Genomic DNA, 21,636 nt, shown 5'->3' with positions numbered 1-21,636 from the left:
TGTCAGGCCCACATAGGCACCATGGCTTCCAACACCATCACTAAGCTCATTGCGGTAATCGTCAGAATCGATACACCGAACACCTTTTTGGCCCAGCGCACGTCATCACCCAGTCGAAAACCACACAACGCTAGGTACAGCCAGTACCCGCCCATTGCTAATGCAACGCACAGATACCCAGTGCCCGCTTTACTCGCCAGCACCAACGCAAGCGATGCGGGAATAAACGCGACGATGTAGCCCAGAATGTGGTGTTTTGCCCGTTTAATTCCATGCACCACCGGCAGCACCGGAATCGATGCCCGGCGATAATCCGCATAGCGAAAAATCGCAATCGCATACGAGTGCGGCATCTGCCACAGGCAGAAGATGACCAGTAGCATGAAAGCACCGCTATCAAACTGCCCCGTCACCGCACAATACCCAACAACCGGCGGCATTGCTCCCGAAAGACTGCCCACCAACGTGCCGTATTCAGAGTGCCGCTTCATATAAAGGCTGTACAGCCCAACATAAACGCCCCAGCCGATCACCGCCAATGCCACGGTTAAGCCGTTGGTACCCAGCGCCAAACACACCACGCCCGCTACCCCAAGCAGCGCCGAAACGCCCAATGCCTGAGTAATAGAGATACGTCCTTTGGCCAGAGGGCGATGGCGCGTACGCGCCATCAAAGCATCAATATCACGGTCAATAACGTTGTTACAGGCGCAGCCAGACGCAATGACCAGTGCAATACCCAACATGACCGTACTAAACGTGACCCAATCAAAAGTACCGTGGGCGGCTAAAAAATAACCGCCTAAGGTCGCAATGAGATTGCCGCCAATAATGCCTGGTTTCGTTAGCGCGAGCAGGTCACGCCAACGGCTAGGCACTATCGTTAACCGATCATCATGTTGAGATGCAGATGCTGCATGATCCATAAAGAGCCCCCTACCACCAAGACAAGTATCGTCAGCGTGAAAACGAAAGACATCACGTTCCACCCTTCGTCGGCTTTGGTGTTCATATGCATAAACATGACCAGCTGAACCAAAATCTGCAGCACGGCTGTTACTGCGATAACGACCACCGTCGTGACGGTGCTTAGTGCACCGCTCATCACGACCGCGAATGGAATCACGGTTAGCACTAAAGATAGCAGAAGCCCAGTCACATACGATTTAACGCTGCCATGGGAAGAAGTTGAATTAGATGAAGAATGGCTCATCTCACAGCACTCCCATTAAATAAACGAACGAGAAAACACAGATCCAGACGATATCCAGAAAGTGCCAGAATAGGCTCAGGCAGAGAATTCTGGGACGAGTCATCGGTGTTAGCCCCTTGGTAGAAAGCTGCACCAGCATGACAAGAATCCATACCAAGCCAACGGTCACGTGCAGCCCGTGAGTACCCACCAGGGTGAAAAACGACGAGAGAAACGCACTCTGGTCAGGCCCATGCCCTTGATGAATCAAGTGCTGAAACTCGTAGACTTCCATGCCAACAAACGCTGCGCCCAGCAGGAAGGTTATCGCTAACCACGCCTTTACCTGACTAATGCGCTCAGCATTCATGGCCAACACGCCCATGCCGAAAGTAAAGCTACTAAACAGCAGTAAGAAGGTCTCGACGAGCACGAAAGGTAGCTCGAAAATATCTGCCGCCGTCGGGCCGCCCGCTGTGCCCTTCATAAGCACGGCGTAGGTAGCAAACAGTGACCCGAAGATCACTAGATCGCTCATTAGATAGACCCAAAAGCCGAACACTTTAGTGCCACTGGCATCATGGTGCTCATGGTGTTCATGGGGCTCAGACGTTGCGCCATGGTGTAGAGTATTGGTAGCCATTACGCTCGCGCCTCCGCATAGTTTGTCTGCTTACTATCAGTTGAGTCACTGGCGGTCGGGGTGGTTTTGCGCTGCTGGTGTTCACGCTCAATCCGCGCCACTTCTGCGGCAGGCACGTAGTAGTCGATATCATCGTTGAAAACACGCGCTAAGAAGCTGATGACTACGCCAAGCGCACCCACCGCGGCTAGCCACCAGATATGCCATACCAGTGCAAAACCAAGCACCAGAGCAAACAAGCTGATAACCGGCCCTGCCACGGTATTACGAGGCATGTGGATATCGGTATAAGGTGCTTCGTCCAACTGCTCGTTGCTACGCTGTTTTTGCGACCAGAAACTGTCGATATCGCCAACTTCAGGCAAACGGGCAAAGTTATAGAACGGTGCTGGTGATGACGTTGACCACTCCAATGTACGGCCATCCCATGGGTCGCCAGTCACATCGGCGTTCAGCTTGCGATCACGAATGCTCACCCAGAACTGAATAATGGTGCAGGCAATGCCCATCATGATGATGACGGCACCTACCCAGGCCAGGATCATCCACGACTGCCATTCAGGGTTGGCGTAGGATTGCATACGGCGCACCGCACCAAAGAAACTCAACACATAGAGCGGCATAAAAGCGACATAGAAGCCGATAAACCAGCACCAGAATGAGCGCTTGCCCCACTTCTCGCTAAGCGTGAAGCCGAATGCTTTAGGGAACCAATACGTTAAGCCCGCCATCATGCCAAACACTACGCCACCAATAATCACGTTGTGGAAGTGGGCAATTACGAACAGGCTGTTATGCAGTACAAAGTTGGCAGCAGGTAGCGCCAACATCACGCCGGTCATACCGCCTAAGGTGAAGGTAATAATAAAGCCTAACGTCCATAGCACCGGCGAAGTCAGTTCCAGGCTGCCGCGGAAGATAGTGAACAGCCAGTTGAATACTTTCACCCCGGTAGGAATGGCAATAATCATCGTCATAATACCGAAGAAGGCATTGACGTTAGCGCCAGCCCCCATGGTGAAGAAGTGGTGCAACCAGACGATAAACGACAGCAACGTGATCGCCACTGTGGCCCATACCATGGTGGTGTAACCAAACAAACGCTTACGCGCGAAAGTCGCGATCACTTCAGAGAACACGCCAAAGGCTGGCAGGATCAGGATATACACTTCCGGATGGCCCCAGGCCCAGATGAGGTTGACGTACATCATCATGTTGCCGCCAAAATCATTGGTGAAGAAGTGCATGCCGAAGTAGCGGTCTAGGGTTAACAGCGCGATCGTCGCGGTAAGAATCGGGAAAGAGGCAATAATCAGGACGTTGGCACAAAGCGATGTCCAGGTGAAAATAGGCATGCGGAACATGGTCATGCCTTTAGTACGCATTTTCAGGATCGTAACAAAGAAATTAATCCCGGTGAGCGTCGTCCCTATGCCGGATATTTGTAACGCCCATATCCAGTAATCGACCCCCACACCAGGGCTAAACTCTATCCCCGAAAGTGGCGCATAAGCGAGCCAGCCAGTTTTGGCGAATTCTCCTACTACTAGGGAAATATTAACTAGAATCGCGGACACCGCGAACAGCCAAAAGCTCAGGTTATTCAAGAAAGGGAAAGCAACGTCGCGTGCGCCAATTTGCAGCGGCACCACCAGATTCATCAGGCCGATGACCATGGGCATCGCAACGAAAAAGATCATAATCACGCCATGGGCGGTAAAGATCTGGTCATAGTGTTCAGGGGGGAGATAACCCGCGGCCCCACCAGCAGCCATCGCTAACTGGGTACGCATCATAATGGCATCGGCAAAGCCGCGTAGCAGCATCACCAAGGCAACCACAAAATACATAATACCGAGCTTTTTGTGGTCAACGGAGGTAAACCACTCGCTCCACAGCCAGCCCCACTTTCGGTAATAAGTTAATGCGCCGAGAAGCGCAGCACCGCCAATCGCCATCATGGCGGCAACGATCATAATGATCGGTTCGTGATACGGAATCGACTCTAACGTCAGTTTTCCAAACATGCTTAACCCCCCGCTTCAACGCTTGTGGGATGGCCGCTCATCGCGTGATCCTCACTCGCATGCTGATTGGTAACGTGGCCAAACGCGGCCTGATGATGGGTAGCGCCCGCGCTTTCTAGCTCGCCAGACTCGCCGTGGCTATCGTCAGCATCACTGGCGGCTTCGGTGTGGCTAGCATGATCGCCATGACCACCGTGCCCACTGCCACCGGTATGAAAGCTGGTCAGAATCGACGTATACAGCGCCGGAGATATCTCAGAGAAGTACTCAACCGGGTGGTATTCACTCGGTTTGGCTAAATCGCTATAACGGTCGGGATACGTCAGGGTTTCATTGGAAGCCCGCACGTTTTCAACCCACGCCTCAAACTCTTCAGGGGTGGTAACGTGAGCATCGAAGGTCATTCCTGAGAAGCCAGCGCCGCTATAATTAGTGGAACGGCCCGGATAAACACCGACGTCGTCTGCAATGAGATGGACATCGTTATCCATACCCGCCATGGCATAAATTTGGCTGCCTAAGCGCGGAATAAAGAACGCATTCATCACCGAGCCAGAGCTGACTCGAAAACGCACCGGCGTATCCACCGGAAAGGCAAGCTCGTTGACACTGGCAATGCCTTGTTCGGGGTAGATGAACAGCCATTTCCAGTCCAGCGCTACCACTTGAATTTCCATTGCGGCGGTATCGCTTTCGATGGGCTTATGGGGATCCAAACTATGGGAGGTTTTCCAGGTAAGAAACGCTAAGACGGCGATGATTAGACAGGGCACTGTCCATACCGCGACTTCAATCGCATTCGAATGCGCCCAGTCGGGTAGGTATTTAGCAACATTGCGATTGCTGCGCCGATAACGCCAACCAAACAGCAGCGTCATCACTATCACCGGAATAACTACAATTAGCATCAGCCCAAATGAGGTCAGTATTAGCGAACGTTGCTCAACGCCAATCTGCCCTTTGGGATCCAACAATGCAGAACTGCAGCCCGTTAACAACAGGCACAACATGACGAGCACGAATGTGCCTCGCCTGCGCCAGAGGGTATGTCGTTGCATGGTGTGATCTCGTCAGAGAGTTGTCCAAAACAGCGCGCTAATTTGACCAGCTGAATAGCTAGCTAAATAGCACGCTAACTAACACCCCATACTTTTCCCAGAACAGTGAGTACGTATGCGTTGCTCCGGGAAAAATATGCGCTACCGAAGGGATTGATAGCGAGTCATAGCCAGTACACGCCACGCGCGCATCAACTACGACTAAAGTATTTTCTATTGATCTGGATCAATCAGAAAGAGACGCTTTGCCGCACCCCGAATGCTCAATAGTGTGTTATGCGACTGTCACACTGGGTGATGCATGAGGAAGACAATCTTGTACTTTCGGCGCACTGTCATCGTCGGTCACGACAATATCGAAATCGGATAACGCGGCAAAATAGGCTGGGCGCACTAAGCCAAATTTACTGGCATCAACAATCAACAGGCGCTGCATAGCCGTTGCAATGGCAGCCTGCTTGGGCGCTACTTCATGAAAATGGAAACAACTAACCCCACGTTCGCAGTCCACTCCTGCGGCAGAGATCAGTGCTTTATTAATGCCTAAACGCTCAATCGCAGCACGCATACCGTCACTGCCAAACGATTGTGATGAGGCATAAAACAGCCCCCCTAGCAGCACTAACCGCACATTAGGCAGCGCGGCCACTGAGTTAGCCACGTTAAGGGCATATGTCACCACGGTAAGTTCGCGGAAATGGCTTAACTGACTTAGCAAAGGGATTAGCGTTGAACCGCAATCAATAAACAGTGTATCGCCGTCTTCAATAAAGCTGACAACTCGCTGACAGAGCCGATACTTAATCTGATAATGGCTCGCCTGTTGCTCAGTCAAGTCATATACCGGTGTTACACCCGGGTAGTTTGCCATGACCAACCGACCACCCAGCAAGCTAATCGCCGAAGGCTGCGTAGTAACGTCCCGACGGATCGTCATTTCAGAAACACCGCACAGCTCAGCAGCATCGCGCAGATGCAACGTTCCCCCGCTAGCAAGCGCTTCTTGCAACTTGGCCAAACGCTGAGCGCTTCGGTCATTCATAGCAAACCTCTCCTTTAATCCCAAGTTCAGGCGTTATTTGTTATCAGCGGTTAGTGGGTATCCAGGGTCTATGCTGAGCCAGCCCTCACTATATTTCCACTGTCAGACGCTGCTCTGCGACTATTTGAAAGCTATATCACATATACAGAGCGTTGATGGGGCAGTACTTGCAAATCAACGTTAAAAAAATAACACTAAATGTTATAATTTTAACATCAACATCAGCCCACACGACTCATAACAACCCTGTTGAGGCTTCCATGACTGCTCGAACACCTTCTCGCTCTGCTTTCGCCACGCTTGGCACTGGCGTTTTACTGGTTAGCTCCGCACTGGCAACACCAGCGTTAGCCAACGACACCCCCGCGTCACCAACCGCTCCCCTTTGGTCGTTTGCCAACGTTTCGGTGAACTACTTAGATTGGTCTAACGGCACTGAAGCGCGCACCGCTAGTAACGCAGCAAAAAGCGACTTCACGTTTGTCGAAATCGAAGGCGGCGTAGGTTACAGCTGGGGCGAATTCTACGGCTTCTTCGATTTCGAGAACCCAACCAACGACCAGTTTGACGAATCAAGCGGTGGTAAAGATAACTTTCGTACCGCTGGAAAAGTCACCTCACACATTTATTTAGGCGATAGCCCGCTATCGATCTATGCGCACCTGTACGACTTCCGCGATTATGGTTTCAACGCTCGCGAGCAGGATCAAATTCTTGGTCTCGGCTACCGCACGACGTTCGACAATGGCTTATGGTTTAAACCGTTTATTGGCGCAGCACGTGTGCAGAGCGACGGCTACACTGGTATGAACGGCTTTATGGCAGGCTGGGTAGCAGGTTATGACTTCTCAGCGCTCAACCAGAATTTCAGCGTCACCAACTGGCATGAACAAACCTTTGGCCGTGACGACGAGTATTTAGAACAAAACTACGTGGGCGATAAAGCAGATAGCGTAGGTACCAACGGCGCACTTAGCTTGTGGTGGCACCCTTCTGAGCTAATTACCACTGGCGTGCAGTATCGCTACTCAGACAATAAGCTGGGCACCCCGAACGCTTACCAAAATGCAATGATTTACTCAGTAAAATTAAACTTACTGTAATCGCTCCACTTCACACGCTCGGAAGGTACCCACATGACTCTCATCATGAGCTTGGTAGGCATGGTTACGCTGGTAACCATCGCACTTATCTTCTCTTACGACCGTAAATCAATTCGGCTGCGCACCGTGCTTGGCGCGTTTGCCATTCAGGCGGGTATTGGTGCATTTGTCCTTTATGTGCCCTTTGGCCAAGCAGTCCTGCAAGCCATTTCATCCGGCGTTAGCCAAGTATTGGTCTACGCCAATGACGGTATTGGTTTTCTGTTTGGCGGCTTAGCCGATGTCGATAACGTCGGCTTTGTGTTCGCCATTAAAGTACTGCCAGTCATTATCTTTTTCTCGTCACTCATTGCAGTGCTTTATTACATAGGCATTATGCAGTGGGTCATTCGGATTTTAGGTGGCGCGCTGCAAAAAGCGCTCGGCACTTCACGTACCGAATCGCTTTCTGCCACCGCAAATATCTTTGTTGGCCAAACCGAAGCGCCGCTGGTGGTACGTCCGTTTATCGCCCGCATGACGCCTTCTCAGCTATTTGCAGTGATGTGCGGTGGCCTGGCATCGGTGGCTGGTTCGGTACTGGCGGGTTACGCCGCCTTGGGTATTCCCATGGAATACTTGGTCGCCGCTTCGTTTATGGCGGCACCAGGCGGCCTACTGTTCGCCAAATTAATCATGCCTGAAACTCAAGACGCGACCGATAGCGACAGCGTTTCTAGAGTAGAAGAAGAGCTTAAAGAGCAGGAAGACAAACCCGCCAACGTATTGGATGCCGCCGCAGCGGGTGCTACCTCAGGCATGAAACTTGCCGCCAATGTCGGTGCCATGCTGCTCGCGTTTATTGCGCTGATTGCCCTGATTAACGGGATTCTAGGCGGCGTTGGCGGTTGGTTTGGCTTTGAGTCACTCAGCCTTGAACTGATTCTCGGCTGGCTGTTTGCGCCGCTTGCCTTCTTACTTGGCGTCCCTTGGGAAGAAGCCACCCTAGCGGGTTCGTTTATCGGTCAAAAACTGGTGGTGAATGAGTTTGTCGCCTTTATCAACTTGGCTCCCTACATTGATGGAGAACAGGTGGTCGCTGCCACGGGTCAAATGATGACTCCGCACACCATGGCGATTCTTTCCTTTGCGTTATGTGGTTTTGCCAACCTGTCATCGATTGCCATTTTGCTGGGCGGCTTAGGCAGCATTGCCCCTACACGCCGTAAAGAAATTGCCCGTTTTGGCGTGAAGGCCGTATTGGCCGGTACACTCTCTAACCTAATGTCGGCCTCAATTGCAGGCTTCTTTATTGCGTTGAGTAGCGCCACGGCTTAACGCAGCGAGCACGACACTATGCAACGGGCGCTGCCATTTTCACGCAGGGCCCGTTTTGTCTTTTATTAATTTGCGAGAATTCCATGACTGCGACTGCCTCCTCTCAGCACACTCAAGCCCAACTTACCCAAGCTGCCCGTCAAGCACTCACCCTCATGGACCTAACGAGCCTGAACGATAGCGACACCGATAGCACGATTGAGGCGCTCTGCCAGCAAGTTAAAACCCCCTTTGGCAACCCAGCAGCAGTATGTGTTTATCCGCAATTTGTAGTTACCGCGCAGCGTGCGCTAACCGCTCACAAGCTCAATGACCACGTTAAAATTGCCACAGTTACCAACTTTCCAGATGGTGGTGACGACATCATGGGTGCCGCCCGTGAAACCCGCGACGCCGTTGCTTCCGGTGCCGATGAAGTCGATGTGGTCTTCCCCTACCGCGCGTTGATGGCAGGCGATGAAGCAACCGGCCTAGAGCTGGTCGAAATGTGTAAAGCCGCCTGCGCCGGTCAAGCACGCTTAAAAGTCATCATTGAATCGGGCGAACTCAAAGACCCCGCGCTTATCAAACGTGCCAGTGAACTGGCTATTGAAGGCGGCGCTGACTTTATTAAAACATCGACGGGTAAAGTGGCAACAAATGCCACTCTGGAAGCCGCAGAGATCATGCTCAACGCGATTAAAGCCAGCGGTCAAGATGTCGGTTTTAAAGCCGCCGGTGGTGTGCGCACCACCGAAGAGGCCGCCGAGTATCTAGCACTTGCTACGAACATCATGGGCGCACAGTGGGTAACGCCTGAGCACTTCCGGTTTGGTGCCTCCAGCCTGCTGGGTAATTTATTGAACACGTTAAACGGCGCCCCACAAACCGCACCGCTCGCCACTACTAACGGAGGCTACTAAATGTCATCTACCGCTTCTCATCACGCTCTCCTGCCCCAGGAACTGATTCGCCTGAAGCGCGATAATCAGCCGCTACCCGCAGAAGAGATCAAAGCCTTCGTACAAGGCATTGCCGATGATCGCATCAGCGACGCCCAGATTGGCGCCTTCACCATGGCGGTGTTCTTAAACGGCATGAGCCGTGAAGAAGTCGTCGCCCTGACCACCGCGACCCGCGACTCTGGCCATGTCATGCAGTGGGACTCCCTCAACCTGCCTGGCCCGATTGTCGATAAACACTCTACCGGCGGCGTTGGTGATTTGGTGTCGTTGGTGCTCGGCCCCTGGGTCGCCGCTTGTGGCGCGTTTGTGCCGATGATTTCCGGCCGAGGTCTTGGCCACACCGGCGGCACGCTGGACAAGCTGGAGTCGATCCCAGGTTACGATCCCTACCCCGCGCCGGAACGCTTTAGCAGTGTGGTGAAATCCACCGGTGTAGCGATTATCGGCCAAACCGGTAACCTTGCCCCCGCCGATAAACGCATTTACGGCGTGCGTGATGTGACCGCCACCGTAGAGTCCATTCCGCTAATTACCGCCTCTATTCTGGGTAAAAAACTGGCCTCTGGTTTAGATGCCTTAGTGATGGACGTTAAGGTTGGCAGCGGCGCCTTTATGCCCACGCCGGAAAAGTCCCGCGAGCTAGCCAAAAGCATCGCCAACGTGGCAACCCAAGCAGGAACCCCAACCACTGCTCTGCTCACCGATATGAGCCAGCCGTTGGCGCCTTGCGCGGGTAATGCGGTAGAAATCGTTGAGACCCTGGCCCTACTGCGCGGCGAACGTGCCAACAGCCGCGTGATGCAGGTCACCCGCGAACTGGCAGTGGAAATGCTAATCGCCGGCAAACTGGCCAACAGTCGTGAAGAAGCCCTAACTAAGCTGGAAAAAGCGCTAACCTCGGGGGCAGCAGCCGAAGTCTTCGCCCGGATGGTGCGCGAGCTGGGTGGGCCCGCCGACTTTATGGAACGCTCGGATAGCTACTTGGCCACCGCCCCGGTCATTCAGCCGGTGTACCCCGATCAGAGTGGCATCGTACAGCGCATCGACACCCGCGCCGTCGGTATGAGCGTGGTCGAGCTAGGCGGTGGCCGCCTGCGCAACGACGCTAGCGTCGATCACAGCGTCGGCTTTAGCGATATTGTCGAAATTGGCGACCGCGTCGATAGCCAGCGCCCGTTAGCCATCGTTCACGCCCGCAGTGAAGATGCAGCCAAGCGCGCTGCTGCTCAGTTGCGTGCCGCCATGACCCTTAGCGAAGAGCCTGCTGCAGCGGACACACTGCTGCAAGACACCTTCCGAGGAGAAGCCTAATGCGTCGTGCGATTGTATTAGTCCTTGATTCGTTTGGGATCGGTAGCGCCCCCGATGCTGATAAATTCGGCGACCAGGGTGCTGATACCCTGGGCCACATCGCGGCTGCCTGCGCTCGCGGTGACGCCGATACCACTGAGCGCTCAGGTCCCCTGAAACTGCCTAATATGGCGTCACTAGGCCTGTTCCACGCCCACCGCGATGCAACGGGAAAGATCGCCGAAGGCGTTAGCCTGCCAGCTCAATTGAAAGGTGCATACGCCCACGCCAAAGAGATCTCCAGCGGCAAGGACACCCCTTCCGGCCACTGGGAAATCGCTGGCGTACCGGTACGCTTTGACTGGGGTTATTTTGTTGATAAGACCGACAGCTTCCCCGCCGAGCTGTTGGAAAAAATCGTTCAACAAGCTGACCTGCCCGGCGTAATCGGTAACTGCCACGCGTCTGGCACCGAGATCATCGCCCGCTTGGGTGAAGAGCACATAGCCACCGGCAAGCCAATTGTGTATACCTCGGCAGATTCCGTGTTTCAGATCGCCGCCCACGAGGAGCACTTTGGCTTAGAGCGCCTCTACGCCCTATGCGAAACCGTGCGCGAGCTTCTCGAGCCCTACAACATTGGCCGTGTGATTGCCCGCCCGTTTAACGGCGATGACAGCGCCAGTTTTGCCCGCACCGGCAACCGCCGCGACTACAGCGTTGAGCCACCCAGCCCCACCGTATTGCAGAAACTGGCCGATGCGGGTGGCGAAGTGGTCTCGATTGGCAAGATCGCGGATATTTACGCGCATTGCGGCATTACCCATAAGGTCAAAGCCAGCGGCCACGACGCCCTGATGGAAGCCACGCTCGCCGAAGTAGCCCGCACCGCGAAAGAAACCAGCGACCGCCCAACCATGATCATGACCAACTTTGTTGATTTTGATTCGGTTTACGGCCACCGCCGTGACGTGCCGGGCTACGCCGCCGCGCTTGAGCATTTCGATGCCCGCCTACCGGAGCTGCTTGCCGCACTCAACGATGATGATTTGCTGCTGCTCACCGCCGACCACGGTTGCGACCCCAGCTGGGAAGGCACCGAACACACCCGCGAATATGTGCCAGTGATGGTGCATGGCGCAGGGTTTGCCCCCGGCCCGCTAGGTGAACGCGGCACCTTTGCCGATATCGGCCAGACATTAGCCGCCTTCTTCGCCGTTGAAGCGATGGAAGACGGCAAGAGCTTTTTACCTAAAGCGGCTTAAAGGCCGATGACAAATCATTAGCACACTATTGTGCAAGGCCAGTATCAACCCGTAGCGGGGGTCTTTCGCCAAGGATGGCGAAAGTAGCGCCCAGGGAAGGGTTTACAGCGCCCCCGCCTAGGGTTGTTCGGGCCAATCATTTTTTAGATAGGAGCGTTTTATGGCAACACCACATATCAATGCTGAAATGGGCGATTTCGCGGATACCGTTCTGATGCCCGGCGACCCGCTGCGCGCCAAGTACATCGCCGACACCTACCTGGAAAATGTTCGCCAGGTGAACGATGTACGCAGCATGTTCGGCTACACCGGCACTTACCAGGGCCGCGAAATTTCGGTTATGGGTCACGGCATGGGCATTCCGTCGGTGTCTATTTATGCCAAAGAGCTGATTACCGACTACGGCGTTAAGTCGATTATTCGTGTCGGTTCCTGCGGCGCGGTACGCGACGACGTCAACGTTCGTGACGTGGTCATTGGTATGGGTGCCTGCACCGATTCCAAAGTGAACCGCATGCGCTTTAATGACCACGACTTCTCGGCCATCGCAGACTTTGAGCTGACAAGCCATGCCGTAGCTGCCGCCAAGGCGCAGAACGTGCCAGTAAAAGTCGGCAATATCTTCTCAGCGGATCTGTTCTACAACCCGCAGACCGACATGGCCGAACTGCTCAAGCGCTACGGCATCGTGGGTGTGGAAATGGAAGCGGCAGGCCTTTACGGCGTTGCCGCAGAGTTTGGTGCTCGCGCACTAACCATCTGTACGGTGTCCGACCATATCCTCAAAGGCGAGTCGCTCTCCAGCGCCGACCGTCAGACCACCTTCAACGACATGATGACGATTGCGCTAGACACCGTATTGCGTGACGACGCTGCCAAGGCCTAATAGCCATTGATGAGGATAATGCCATGAGCCAAGCGGATCAGGCACTGGTTGACACGCTGCTGACCACTTTGGGCAACGCTTATGCGCCCTACTCTAACCACCCAGTCGCCGCGGTAATGGAGTGCCCGGATGGCCAGCAGTTTGCAGGCGCTAACGTGGAAGTGGCGCACTACAAAGGGCTGTGTGCGGAAGCCTCAGCGATTTCCGCCATGATCACCGCTGGTCAGCGCGAGCTTGCCAAGGTGTACGTGATGGGACCAGGCGAGCACCTGTGTACCCCCTGTGGCGACTGCCGTCAGCGCATTCGTGAATTCGCTACCCCAGAAACGCAAATTATGGTGCTTTCACACCAGGGCGACGTGCTAAAAACCTATACCATGGAAACACTGCTTCCCGATGCCTTCGGCCCCGAGCAATTGCCACCGCGTTAATATCAACTTTATTACTAAACAAATTTAAACTGGGCAATTAATTGCCCAGTTTTTTTATGCTTGGCGAATACAGACTCTGATCATTGGATTGGATTGAGCTTGCCGTAATCTATTGAATGAGTACTCATTACAGCACCATCAAAATGCACGTCAGCTTACGCACCGGACGACAGGAGACTCGCCGCCGCTCTCGTCGTTGTTAGGTATGAGGAGATATCTAAGCGGGGTTATCGAGTGCTGCACTCAGTTTTTGAGACCAATTTTTTTGACGCTTTCTCACTTTACAAGGTTGCTGTTTGCTACTAAACATATGGAGTAGCTTAATTTAACTTAAATACCAGAGACACTTATGAAAATTACAAAAAAACGCATTATCATTGTAGGTGGAGGAATTGGCGGAACAATGACGGCAAATAATTTAGTCGTCAAAATGTATCATGAGATAATAAAAGGAGAGGTTGAGATAATGATGCTCTCAAACTCTCCCAATCATGTTTACAAGCCAGCTAATATGTATGTAGCTTTTAATGCTTACCATCCGCATGAACTGGTCCGTAAGCAACGAACACTGCTACGCCCCGAGATTATTTTTCATGTTGATGGCGTGGAAACCTTTGATTTTGAGAGGAACCATGTTTTATGCGAAAGCGGTAAGCGTTATGAATATGAATACCTTGTTATTTCTACTGGTTGTGTTCCGTCACCAGAGCGTATAGAAGGGCTAAAAGAAGCAGGAGATCATTTTTACCAGACTAAAGCGGCCCAGCAGCTCGGTCAAAAAATACGTACGATTGAAGAAGGTCGTATTTTTATCACCGTAAACTTTCCTAAAACACCTAACGTTCCTCATCAGTGTGGCATTGCGCCTATCGAAACAACCTTGATGCTTGATGAATATTTACGTAAGCGAGGTGTACGCAACAGGGTTGAGATTATTTATAGCTACCCGACAGTTTCTCAGCTATTACGCAACTGTTTATTTTTACAAAAACCAACCTGTGATGTTTTGCCTAATATTTTTGAAAGCAAGGATATTAAATACCAGCGAGGGTTTACTTTGGATAAAGTTGATCCAGAAGGAAAGGTTGCCTACTCTGAAGAGGGCAACTCTCAAGAATTTGATATTCTCATGAGCACCCCGCCTATTCGTGCTGTTGATGCGGTAATCAACTCAGGTAGATCCGAAGCTGCAAATAACGAAGGATGGTTACCAACAGATTTTGAAACCTTAAAAATGTACGGCACAAATAATGTTTATGTGATGGGAGACACTGTCGATTTGCCCGTTAGCAAGGCAGGAGGAACGGCACACAACCAATCACCTGTAGTTGTGGAAAATATCGCATCAGAAATTCGTCGCGGATATACCTCGGCAATATATGATGGAAAGGTTCAGGCAATTGCTCAAATGGGCCTAGAAGCAGGTATGCCACTATGGTACGACTATAAAAGTGATGTACAGATTGCACCACCGACAAAACTAGGTGGCTTAATGCGCAAAACCTTTAATCGCAGTATTTATTGGGCAGTTGCTCGCGGGTTAGTTTAATCATAAGGGGTTGACCATGTCTGAAGAACATCAATCAAACATAATAGAAGAAAAGCTTATGACGGATACTGCTCTTAACGACCCTGCCACGATCGAAGGTGTGAGACATCTGATCGAAAAATTATCTCCATTAATCCAGGCGGGGCGATTTGATAATATCGTCGATCTGTTATCACTGATATCGGATAACATTGAGTTTCTTGATGAAGCCACACTGGAAAAAACCACGAAAGTTGGCGAAGAGATTTTAGCACTGGGTTGGACAGCTGGAAATTCTGTTCGCATGGCAAATGCTCAAACAGAAGCCTTAGAGAAGCCACCCAGCTTGTTTAAACTACTTAGCTCTCTCAATGATCCTGATGTTCGTCGCTCGTTACATTTCTTCATCGGGACCATGCGTATCATTGGCCGACAAATGAAAAGTGAGTAGTCGTGCCATATTGATGTGAACCGATTACTACCTTAAACGCGTGCTTTTATGTACATGCCCGTCGATATACGAATTAATATTCGACGGGCAAATGGTGATGGAAATTATACGCTACATCGCCATAGGGTAACCCATTTTAGAAGTAGCCTGCTCCACGCGGCATCATGCCAAGATGATTTTCAACACGCTTGACGCCCTGGGTATTTTCAGCCGCTACGGTCACTGCCTGCTTCTGTTCTCCAGACTCTACTAACCCCCAAATTTCTACGTTTCCGCCATCAACAATCACACTAAAGCTTTCGGTCCGTACGCCGGTGTTATTGTTGATTTCTTTAAGAATGGCTTCTCGGATAGAGCGATCATCCTGTGGCGACTGGGTGGGCGCTACAACCGCGTTAGCAATCCCTTGAAGTAAGTTTGCGCGACTGACAATACCAACGAGCTTACCGTCGCGCACCACTGGTACCCGCTTGATGTGGTGCTTCTCCAGCAAACGAGCGATGGTATGCAGCGGTGCATGTTCTTCAACGGTTAATGGGTTGGGTGTCATTACCTCATGCGCCTTACGCCCATGGGATTTAATATATGTCCCCGGGTCTTTACCGCCACTGAAGAGCGAGAGCCACCAAGAGTGGTTATCGTCCGCTTCATCTTTCACTCGACGCATCAAATCGCCTTCGCTCACGATACCTAACACCCTACGCTCATCATCGACGACCGGTACGGCACTGATGCGGTTTTCGAGTAGTAACTGCGCTATATCGCGCACATTTGCGTCGGGATCTACACACACCACGTTGGGTGTCATAATATCAATAGCTTGCACGATATCCTCCAGGCGACAGGGTCGCAGTCGCAAATTATATTGCCTCCCTTTTGAGACTAGTGCGCTCCGGGTGATTTTGCTATGCAGGCTTAGCCTCAGTGCACATCTATTGATCCAACGCAGTTTATTTGCTGACTTTTGCTACGCTTTCCTCAGCGACTTTCTCGACATCGACAATCCCAGAACGGCTGACTACCACTTTCCAGCGAGCTAGATAAGTTGTGTCCTCACTCCCCGCCTCGCGAATGACCAAGTTAAACAGGTGACGTCTCTCGACGCTTTCTCTAACGACCTGACCTTCCTTCAGACGGTAAATAAAGTGCTTCTCTTTGCTCATTAAGCGCGTCAGCATGGAAAGATCGATATGCAGCGTTTCACGGGTATGCTCATAACCGCTTAAAAAGCGGGTGGGCGACATACGCGAGCTGGAACGATAATGAAGTACTTCTTCTTCACGCTGAGCGACCGTGCGACGGCGCATTTGCTGAATATCAGCATCTAGTGAGGCATAGCGTTTATAGTCGAACCACTCTAACTGCCGACCCACCGCTTGATTACGCGTGGGGTCGATATATTGCCGCCGCCACTTTGGCCTTCCGCGCCGAAGCCAGCGCCATAACGTGTTACGCAGATCGTCTTTAAACACCTCCCGCATCGCATAAAGCAGCGCCAACGCCAAGACAAACAACGCAGTAACATCGCCCAGTGCGCTGCGTAAGTGGAGCACACCAAGCGAAACAAACGTCATTACCACTGCAGTCGCCAATGCTTTGACTGCTTTCTGCTCGCCGCTCCCAAGCTCTAGAGCACGCTGTTTGAGTGTAATTGGGTGTTCAATAAGCCGCCTTAGCAAGCGCATTTTATTCGACATCCGAGTAGGGTCTTCCATCACCCGTTCAGCGTTATACTCCTGCTCTTTTCGATAGTCGCTCTCACGCTGACAGACGATGATAAAGCGACGCTTTATCTCGCTAAACTCGCCACCACGTGGCATATGCGCTACCAATGCCAACAGTTGTTGTTCGGTAAACCAGGAAAGGTAATTATCGATGTTGGCAAAATACTTATAGAGCCGCTCGTCGGTGGGCGAATTGCGCCGTAAGCGTTTTAGAATGCCTTCGCTCAAATCGCTCATTTCATACAGTTGATCACGGAGCGCATCGGCAAGCTCTTGAAGCTCGCCGCTCTCCTGGCGCTGATCGCTAGTTGCATGGCGTAGTTTTCGGGCGCTGACCAGCATTGCCTGAGTCGTTCGTTCTAACGCCCCAACGTATTGGTAAGCGTACAAACTTAAACTCAACCGATAGGAATCACTGCCTAACTGATTACGGCTCGCTAAACGGCTATGGACCAGCGGCAAATGGTACTCGTCACTGTAGTAAGTGCGTGAAACGCTGATCGCGCCGTGATAAAACGCCTCTTCTGAAATGACATGAGTGCTAAGCCCAAGCTCTTTGGGTACAAATAGGTAAACATCGAGCGTGTGGGACGTTTCTTCCTTGAGCCGTCGAGTGAGCCTCAGCTGGAAGCTATTTTTACGCTCAACATTGATCACCTAACGAATCTCCTACTTCATTGCGTAACGCGATGATATACCATGGCCATTCATTATCAGGATGGCCGTTAAAGCACTTCTACGGCTAACCTCTTTGCCTTGGAGCCAGGGAATGTCCATTGCCCGTTTTTCACCCTTTGAGCTGTTGCTGCTAAAGAGCCGCAGTCAAGTGGATACGGCAACACTACTACTGTTAGCCTGGGTGCTTGTACATCGCCAGCAGGTGTCTGAAGGCCAGCGGCGACGCCGATTGGCTCAAGTTACCGCGCAATTTCGTCACGGTCACGAACTTGGGCCAGTGATGAGCATTGCTCATAGTCAAGACCTTCAAGCCATTCAGCTAGCGGCCGAGGTTGTGCGCAAAGAGTGTTCCAACGAGCGCAGTCTCAGCATACTTTACCAAGCGATCACGTTAGCCACCGACGATGGCGAGCTATCCTTGAGTAACCATTACATTCTGGGCTTTCTCGCCGATTTGCTAAATGTCACGCCGGCCACATTCGGCACTCTCTTTCATGAGTTAACGGGCAAACCACTGCAATCAGCGGAGGACCCCAGTCGAGATGCTTACTGGCAGGTTCACGATCCAGAATATCACGCGCGCAAAGCTCGTGATGCACAGGCGGCTGAGCAGCAAGCAAAAGAAGCTGAAGAGCGCCAGCGTGCTAATAAAGAGCAACAGCAACAAAGGCAGCAGCATAGGCAACGCCAACAGGAGGAGGCACACCGCGAGAAGGCAAGACAGCAGCAGGCCAAGCAGGAACAGAAAAAGCAGGAACAGAACAAGCAGGAACAGAACAAGCGGGAACAGGATAAACAACAAGAGCGCCGCAAACGACAAGAACAGGCCCAACAGCGTCAGCGCTGGCAACAAGAGCAGAAGCGCCAGGAAGAAGCCCGTCGCCAACAGCGGGAGCGCCCCTCTTCACCAGCCGATCGCCACACTCGGGCGCTAGCAGTCTTAGGGCTAACACCCGGGGCTAATCGTGCCGATATCCGCCGAGCCTATCGCCGCATGGCGCAGCTGCATCACCCTGACCGTTTCTATTCGGGTAGTGAACATCAAGTAGCACTGGCATCAACCCGCTTTCAGCGCATCAAAAGCGCCTACGATTATTTGATGCAAAACCTCTGATCAGCCTACTGTTAACGATTAAGAGCCAGGCACCTCAACCGACAGCGAGTATCGACTCGAACATTATGCGCGATTTGTACCAACGACTGACACTAACACCCGACGCGAGTGACCAAGAAATCAATAGCGCGGTGGCTCGCTGCCCAAACAGCGCGTTGCGCCAGGACGCTGAAACCGTACTTGGCGTTGCCGAACACCGCGACGCTTATAACAAGCTCCATAAAACCGTCAGCGACATAGGACAACTGCGGGCAAGACTTGGGCTCACCCACGGCGCTCATTGGCAAGGCGATGTGGCCAACGACTTTTCCCTGCCACCCGATCATGCTATTTCGCGCCATGACGAGCTGATTGATCGCGTTAGTCTTGCGGTATCACTTTATAACCGCTGGCGGCGTTTCAAGGGTCCATGGCTACTCGTCGCCTTGTTGGCCATAGGTGCTGGCATAGGTCTCGCCTTTGGGCTCGCCTTGGGCCTTGGACTTAGCGTGGGATGACGCCTCTGTCCGCTCACGCTCGTCTCGGCGCAGTTCTGCTTCTGTCGGGCGCGGAGCGGGTTTTGGCGGCGCAGGCCGTTTACGTGGGCTATCGCCGCTTTCATCGCTACTATCCCCTGCCCAGCTCTTGTCACCCGGCTCATCGAGCGTGAAATCCGTGCCGGTGCGCTCTTTTCCTGCAGGCTCTTCCCTACTAGTCTCATCGGGCTTACGATCTTGCCGACCATCTTCTGAACGCGCCTCCATGCTGACACTGAGACGCGGTACGCCTAGATCGATTTCCTGCGCTTCCATGCGTTGCTTCAGTAACAGGTTAAAAGCTCGCGATACGTCCCACTGCATTTCGGGTGCTGTACGAAAACGCATACGCAAAATAGGACAACCATCTTCAAAGCCCTGCACACCCTGCATTTCTAAAGGCGACCAAATATAGTGGCGCATCATGGGGTCTTTGCGTAACTCTTGCGCGGTCTCTTGCATCAGCGTAATTGCATCATCAATTTTCATCGCATAAGGGATACGAATCCGCATCAGCGCAATACCGAACTGACGCGACATGTTATGAATCGACTCAATACGACTAAAGGTAATAATGTGGACAACACCATCTAAATCACGCAGCTTCACAGTACGTAGCGTTAAGCCCTCCACGGTTCCCATATGGCCATTAATCTGAACGAAGTCATCAACCGCCAGGGAGTCTTCGATCAGAATAAAGATCCCAGTGATTAAATCCTGCACCAACGTTTGGGCACCAAAACCAATCGCCAGACCGATGACACCCGCACCCGCGAGCAGTGGTGTGACATTAACACCAAGGTTTGCTAGCCCGGCAATCACCGCAATAATCAAAATCGTCACAAAAATAACATTACGGATCATCGGCGTGATGGTTTGCGCCCGAGCTTGATTCACTCGCCTACCGCGAGAGCGTGCGGAGGACGTTAACGCCCGCTGAATAGCCGTATCAGCAAAGATCCACACCAGCCAAGCCAGCAGCACAGTTGCCCCCAGACTTATCAAGGCTTGGCCAATACGGGCACTGGCTACCGCTTGCTGACCAAGGCCAAACAGCGAACCGCCCCAAACCTGCATAAACAGTTCAGCGAACACCATCCAGGCGCAAAGGTGGGCAAGGACAAAGCCAAAGCGCTCTAAACGCTTACGATATTGGCTGTAACGACGCCGATGACGGCGTTTACCCAAACGCTCAGACTGACGTCTCAGCAAGCCCGTTACCACTAACGTCAACACTAATAAGCTTGCCGAGATAATCGAGCGTGCAAGCGCTGTACCCACATCACCCACGGTGATAAAGATCGCCAGTAATGAGCCACCGACCATCAGCAGTGCAGGGATATGCCAAAGGCCGCCCAGCGCACGGATCATCTCAACGGCGGCACTGGCATCACGGCGCTGCTTGTAAGGACGGTTGCAGATCAAGTGGCGAACAGGTCGTTTAAATTTAAAGATAAAGCGTGCTGAAAGCAGCGCAGCCAACATATTCGCAAGCACCGACACTAAGCTGGAAAGCTCACTACCCAGCAACTCGACCAAGCGAGTGGAGTTCACCGCATCGCCTAAGGCGATTAATGCGCCAATGACAAACAGACCCCGCAAGGCTTTTTGTTGCAGCACCTGTACCGCTGTAAAACGATGGCCGCGGCTGAAAAACGCAATAACCGTTTCAATCACTACCGACAACGCGCGACCGCACACACAAACGTAAGCCAGAACCAACACAACCGTTCGGCCTGGGCTGTAAGGTAATATCTGCCCAATCCCTAGGGTAATCGCAAATGACAGTGCCCAAGGCAGCATGCGGCGTAAAAAGTGCACTGCCAATAACCATGCTTTCGGGTCTCGAGGCAAATCAAGCGGCCATTCTCGTCGTGTGGCGATCAAACGCCCAAACGCAATCATGACGACCAGCAGCGTCCCCCAAATAACACCAAGGACGGCGCCTTCGGCCACTGCACGTAGCGCCTCCCCCTGGTCAGCACCATCATTTAATGCGCGTAAGTCGGCAGCCCCTTGAACCAATTGTCGTGACCATTCATCAACTGGCGAGTCACCAGCTTGAGCCTGCTCGCCAATATCGGTCAGCGTATCGGCTAATGCGCCTAGCAGGCCTTGATGAACGATTTTGTCCTCTTCGCCAGCCTCGGTGGCAAGCTGCAATTCACGCAGGGAGTCGAGCAGCGCTCTACGCTGTTCTTCATTCTCCAGCATTGCGATCACATCGCTAAGCGAGCTTTGGAAGCGTTCACTACTGACACTCTGCTCTTCTGATGCATCATTGCCTCCCCCCAGGCTTGGCAGAGAAACGCTCTGCGCCTGCGCGAAGGTCATCACACCTATGAGTAGCGTCAAAAAAACGCCTAACACGATATTGATTGTCCAGTGCTGTCGCACGCTTGACTCCCGAAAATAAACCGGCGTAACA

At 52.4% G+C, this 21,636-nt stretch carries 20 protein-coding genes; 11 read left to right on the top strand and 9 right to left on the bottom strand.

What is annotated here, in order from left to right; genetic code table 11:
• Positions 1-2: 2 nt before the first annotated feature.
• The 6 genes from cyoE to IR195_RS04795 form a co-directional block, all read right to left on the bottom strand.
• Entirely contained in the window at positions 3-926 is a 924-nt protein-coding gene (gene cyoE, locus IR195_RS04820) for a heme o synthase (RefSeq protein ID WP_125746157.1), read from the bottom strand.
• Positions 884-1,213 carry a cytochrome o ubiquinol oxidase subunit IV gene (gene cyoD, locus IR195_RS04815; RefSeq protein ID WP_125746155.1) on the bottom strand — a complete coding sequence of 110 codons (330 nt, stop codon included), beginning with the start codon at positions 1,211-1,213 and terminating at the stop codon, positions 884-886. Before cyoD ends, cyoE begins: the two co-directional genes overlap by 43 nt.
• A 1-nt stretch (position 1,214) precedes the next feature.
• The gene (gene cyoC, locus IR195_RS04810) at positions 1,215-1,835 is read right to left on the bottom strand and encodes a cytochrome o ubiquinol oxidase subunit III (protein ID WP_146942754.1); all 621 of its coding nucleotides are present in this window, start codon (positions 1,833-1,835) and stop codon (positions 1,215-1,217) included.
• On the bottom strand, positions 1,835-3,862 hold the full coding sequence (gene cyoB, locus IR195_RS04805; RefSeq protein ID WP_206048901.1) for a cytochrome o ubiquinol oxidase subunit I: 2,028 nt from the start codon (positions 3,860-3,862) through the stop codon (positions 1,835-1,837). Before cyoB ends, cyoC begins: the two co-directional genes overlap by 1 nt.
• A 2-nt stretch (positions 3,863-3,864) precedes the next feature.
• The gene (cyoA, locus tag IR195_RS04800; protein WP_125746149.1) at positions 3,865-4,920 is read right to left on the bottom strand and encodes a ubiquinol oxidase subunit II; all 1,056 of its coding nucleotides are present in this window, start codon (positions 4,918-4,920) and stop codon (positions 3,865-3,867) included.
• Between the two features lie 274 nt (positions 4,921-5,194).
• Complete coding sequence (locus IR195_RS04795) at positions 5,195-5,962, bottom strand: DeoR/GlpR family DNA-binding transcription regulator (RefSeq protein ID WP_206048900.1); 768 nt, start codon at positions 5,960-5,962, stop codon at positions 5,195-5,197.
• A 260-nt stretch (positions 5,963-6,222) separates the two neighbouring features.
• Between IR195_RS04795 and IR195_RS04790 the strand changes: the two genes are divergently transcribed.
• The 9 genes from IR195_RS04790 to IR195_RS04750 all read left to right on the top strand — a co-directional run bounded on the left by IR195_RS04790 (position 6,223) and on the right by IR195_RS04750 (position 15,177).
• The gene (locus IR195_RS04790) at positions 6,223-7,065 is read left to right on the top strand and encodes an outer membrane protein OmpK (RefSeq protein ID WP_206048899.1); all 843 of its coding nucleotides are present in this window, start codon (positions 6,223-6,225) and stop codon (positions 7,063-7,065) included.
• A gap of 33 nt (positions 7,066-7,098) precedes the next feature.
• Positions 7,099-8,382 carry a NupC/NupG family nucleoside CNT transporter gene (locus IR195_RS04785; RefSeq protein ID WP_193059925.1) on the top strand — a complete coding sequence of 428 codons (1,284 nt, stop codon included), beginning with the start codon at positions 7,099-7,101 and terminating at the stop codon, positions 8,380-8,382.
• A gap of 83 nt (positions 8,383-8,465) precedes the next feature.
• A complete protein-coding gene (gene deoC / locus IR195_RS04780) occupies positions 8,466-9,284 on the top strand; it encodes a deoxyribose-phosphate aldolase (protein ID WP_206048898.1) in 819 nt (272 codons plus the stop codon).
• Positions 9,285-10,637 (top strand): thymidine phosphorylase, encoded by a 1,353-nt coding sequence (gene deoA / locus IR195_RS04775; protein ID WP_206048897.1) that lies wholly within the window; start codon positions 9,285-9,287, stop codon positions 10,635-10,637.
• Positions 10,637-11,881 carry a phosphopentomutase gene (locus IR195_RS04770; RefSeq protein ID WP_206048896.1) on the top strand — a complete coding sequence of 415 codons (1,245 nt, stop codon included), beginning with the start codon at positions 10,637-10,639 and terminating at the stop codon, positions 11,879-11,881. Before deoA ends, IR195_RS04770 begins: the two co-directional genes overlap by 1 nt.
• Before the next feature lie 160 nt (positions 11,882-12,041).
• The gene (gene deoD, locus IR195_RS04765; RefSeq protein ID WP_083001709.1) at positions 12,042-12,767 is read left to right on the top strand and encodes a purine-nucleoside phosphorylase; all 726 of its coding nucleotides are present in this window, start codon (positions 12,042-12,044) and stop codon (positions 12,765-12,767) included.
• Between the two features lie 23 nt (positions 12,768-12,790).
• A complete protein-coding gene (gene cdd, locus IR195_RS04760) occupies positions 12,791-13,198 on the top strand; it encodes a cytidine deaminase (RefSeq protein ID WP_089038876.1) in 408 nt (135 codons plus the stop codon).
• 349 nt (positions 13,199-13,547) lie between these two features.
• On the top strand, positions 13,548-14,747 hold the full coding sequence (locus tag IR195_RS04755) for an NAD(P)/FAD-dependent oxidoreductase (RefSeq protein WP_206048895.1): 1,200 nt from the start codon (positions 13,548-13,550) through the stop codon (positions 14,745-14,747).
• 16 nt (positions 14,748-14,763) lie between these two features.
• On the top strand, positions 14,764-15,177 hold the full coding sequence (locus tag IR195_RS04750; RefSeq protein WP_206048894.1) for a helical membrane plugin domain-containing protein: 414 nt from the start codon (positions 14,764-14,766) through the stop codon (positions 15,175-15,177).
• A 136-nt stretch (positions 15,178-15,313) separates the two neighbouring features.
• On the opposite strand, the gene IR195_RS04745 is transcribed toward IR195_RS04750, so the two are convergent.
• Positions 15,314-16,003 carry a CBS domain-containing protein gene (locus IR195_RS04745; RefSeq protein ID WP_125746127.1) on the bottom strand — a complete coding sequence of 230 codons (690 nt, stop codon included), beginning with the start codon at positions 16,001-16,003 and terminating at the stop codon, positions 15,314-15,316.
• Positions 16,004-16,127: 124 nt separating this feature from the next.
• Positions 16,128-17,558 carry a hypothetical protein gene (locus IR195_RS04740; protein ID WP_206048893.1) on the bottom strand — a complete coding sequence of 477 codons (1,431 nt, stop codon included), beginning with the start codon at positions 17,556-17,558 and terminating at the stop codon, positions 16,128-16,130.
• A 112-nt stretch (positions 17,559-17,670) separates the two neighbouring features.
• On the opposite strand from IR195_RS04740, the gene IR195_RS04735 reads away from it, so the two are divergent.
• Together IR195_RS04735 and IR195_RS04730 are read left to right on the top strand one after the other, a co-directional pair.
• Positions 17,671-18,693, top strand: coding sequence for a J domain-containing protein (locus IR195_RS04735; RefSeq protein WP_206048892.1), 1,023 nt, complete (start codon positions 17,671-17,673; stop codon positions 18,691-18,693).
• Positions 18,694-18,758: 65 nt separating this feature from the next.
• Complete coding sequence (locus tag IR195_RS04730; RefSeq protein WP_125746121.1) at positions 18,759-19,190, top strand: hypothetical protein; 432 nt, start codon at positions 18,759-18,761, stop codon at positions 19,188-19,190.
• Here the strand turns inward: IR195_RS04730 and IR195_RS04725 are convergent.
• The gene (locus IR195_RS04725; protein WP_206048891.1) at positions 19,107-21,605 is read right to left on the bottom strand and encodes a mechanosensitive ion channel family protein; all 2,499 of its coding nucleotides are present in this window, start codon (positions 21,603-21,605) and stop codon (positions 19,107-19,109) included. The genes IR195_RS04730 and IR195_RS04725 overlap by 84 nt on opposite strands.
• Between the last annotated feature and the right edge of the window lie 31 nt (positions 21,606-21,636).

Source organism: Vreelandella venusta (assembly GCF_015689495.1).
GTDB classification, from domain to species: Bacteria; Pseudomonadota; Gammaproteobacteria; order Pseudomonadales; family Halomonadaceae; genus Vreelandella; species Vreelandella venusta.
The sequence above is the reverse complement of the archived record's forward strand: the minus strand, read 5'-3'. Positions and strand labels throughout refer to the sequence as shown.

Excerpts from the sequence above, each read along its gene's own strand:
- cyoE (WP_125746157.1), bottom strand. The coding sequence starts at position 926 with ATGGATCATGCAGCATCTGCATCTCAACATGATGATCGGTTAACGATA.
- cyoD (WP_125746155.1), bottom strand. The coding sequence starts at position 1,213 with ATGAGCCATTCTTCATCTAATTCAACTTCTTCCCATGGCAGCGTTAAA.
- cyoC (WP_146942754.1), bottom strand. The coding sequence starts at position 1,835 with ATGGCTACCAATACTCTACACCATGGCGCAACGTCTGAGCCCCATGAA.
- cyoB (WP_206048901.1), bottom strand. The coding sequence starts at position 3,862 with ATGTTTGGAAAACTGACGTTAGAGTCGATTCCGTATCACGAACCGATC.
- cyoA (WP_125746149.1), bottom strand. The coding sequence starts at position 4,920 with ATGCAACGACATACCCTCTGGCGCAGGCGAGGCACATTCGTGCTCGTC.
- IR195_RS04795 (WP_206048900.1), bottom strand. The coding sequence starts at position 5,962 with ATGAATGACCGAAGCGCTCAGCGTTTGGCCAAGTTGCAAGAAGCGCTT.
- IR195_RS04790 (WP_206048899.1), top strand. The coding sequence starts at position 6,223 with ATGACTGCTCGAACACCTTCTCGCTCTGCTTTCGCCACGCTTGGCACT.
- IR195_RS04785 (WP_193059925.1), top strand. The coding sequence starts at position 7,099 with ATGACTCTCATCATGAGCTTGGTAGGCATGGTTACGCTGGTAACCATC.
- deoC (WP_206048898.1), top strand. The coding sequence starts at position 8,466 with ATGACTGCGACTGCCTCCTCTCAGCACACTCAAGCCCAACTTACCCAA.
- deoA (WP_206048897.1), top strand. The coding sequence starts at position 9,285 with ATGTCATCTACCGCTTCTCATCACGCTCTCCTGCCCCAGGAACTGATT.
- IR195_RS04770 (WP_206048896.1), top strand. The coding sequence starts at position 10,637 with ATGCGTCGTGCGATTGTATTAGTCCTTGATTCGTTTGGGATCGGTAGC.
- deoD (WP_083001709.1), top strand. The coding sequence starts at position 12,042 with ATGGCAACACCACATATCAATGCTGAAATGGGCGATTTCGCGGATACC.
- cdd (WP_089038876.1), top strand. The coding sequence starts at position 12,791 with ATGAGCCAAGCGGATCAGGCACTGGTTGACACGCTGCTGACCACTTTG.
- IR195_RS04755 (WP_206048895.1), top strand. The coding sequence starts at position 13,548 with ATGAAAATTACAAAAAAACGCATTATCATTGTAGGTGGAGGAATTGGC.
- IR195_RS04750 (WP_206048894.1), top strand. The coding sequence starts at position 14,764 with ATGTCTGAAGAACATCAATCAAACATAATAGAAGAAAAGCTTATGACG.
- IR195_RS04735 (WP_206048892.1), top strand. The coding sequence starts at position 17,671 with ATGTCCATTGCCCGTTTTTCACCCTTTGAGCTGTTGCTGCTAAAGAGC.
- IR195_RS04730 (WP_125746121.1), top strand. The coding sequence starts at position 18,759 with ATGCGCGATTTGTACCAACGACTGACACTAACACCCGACGCGAGTGAC.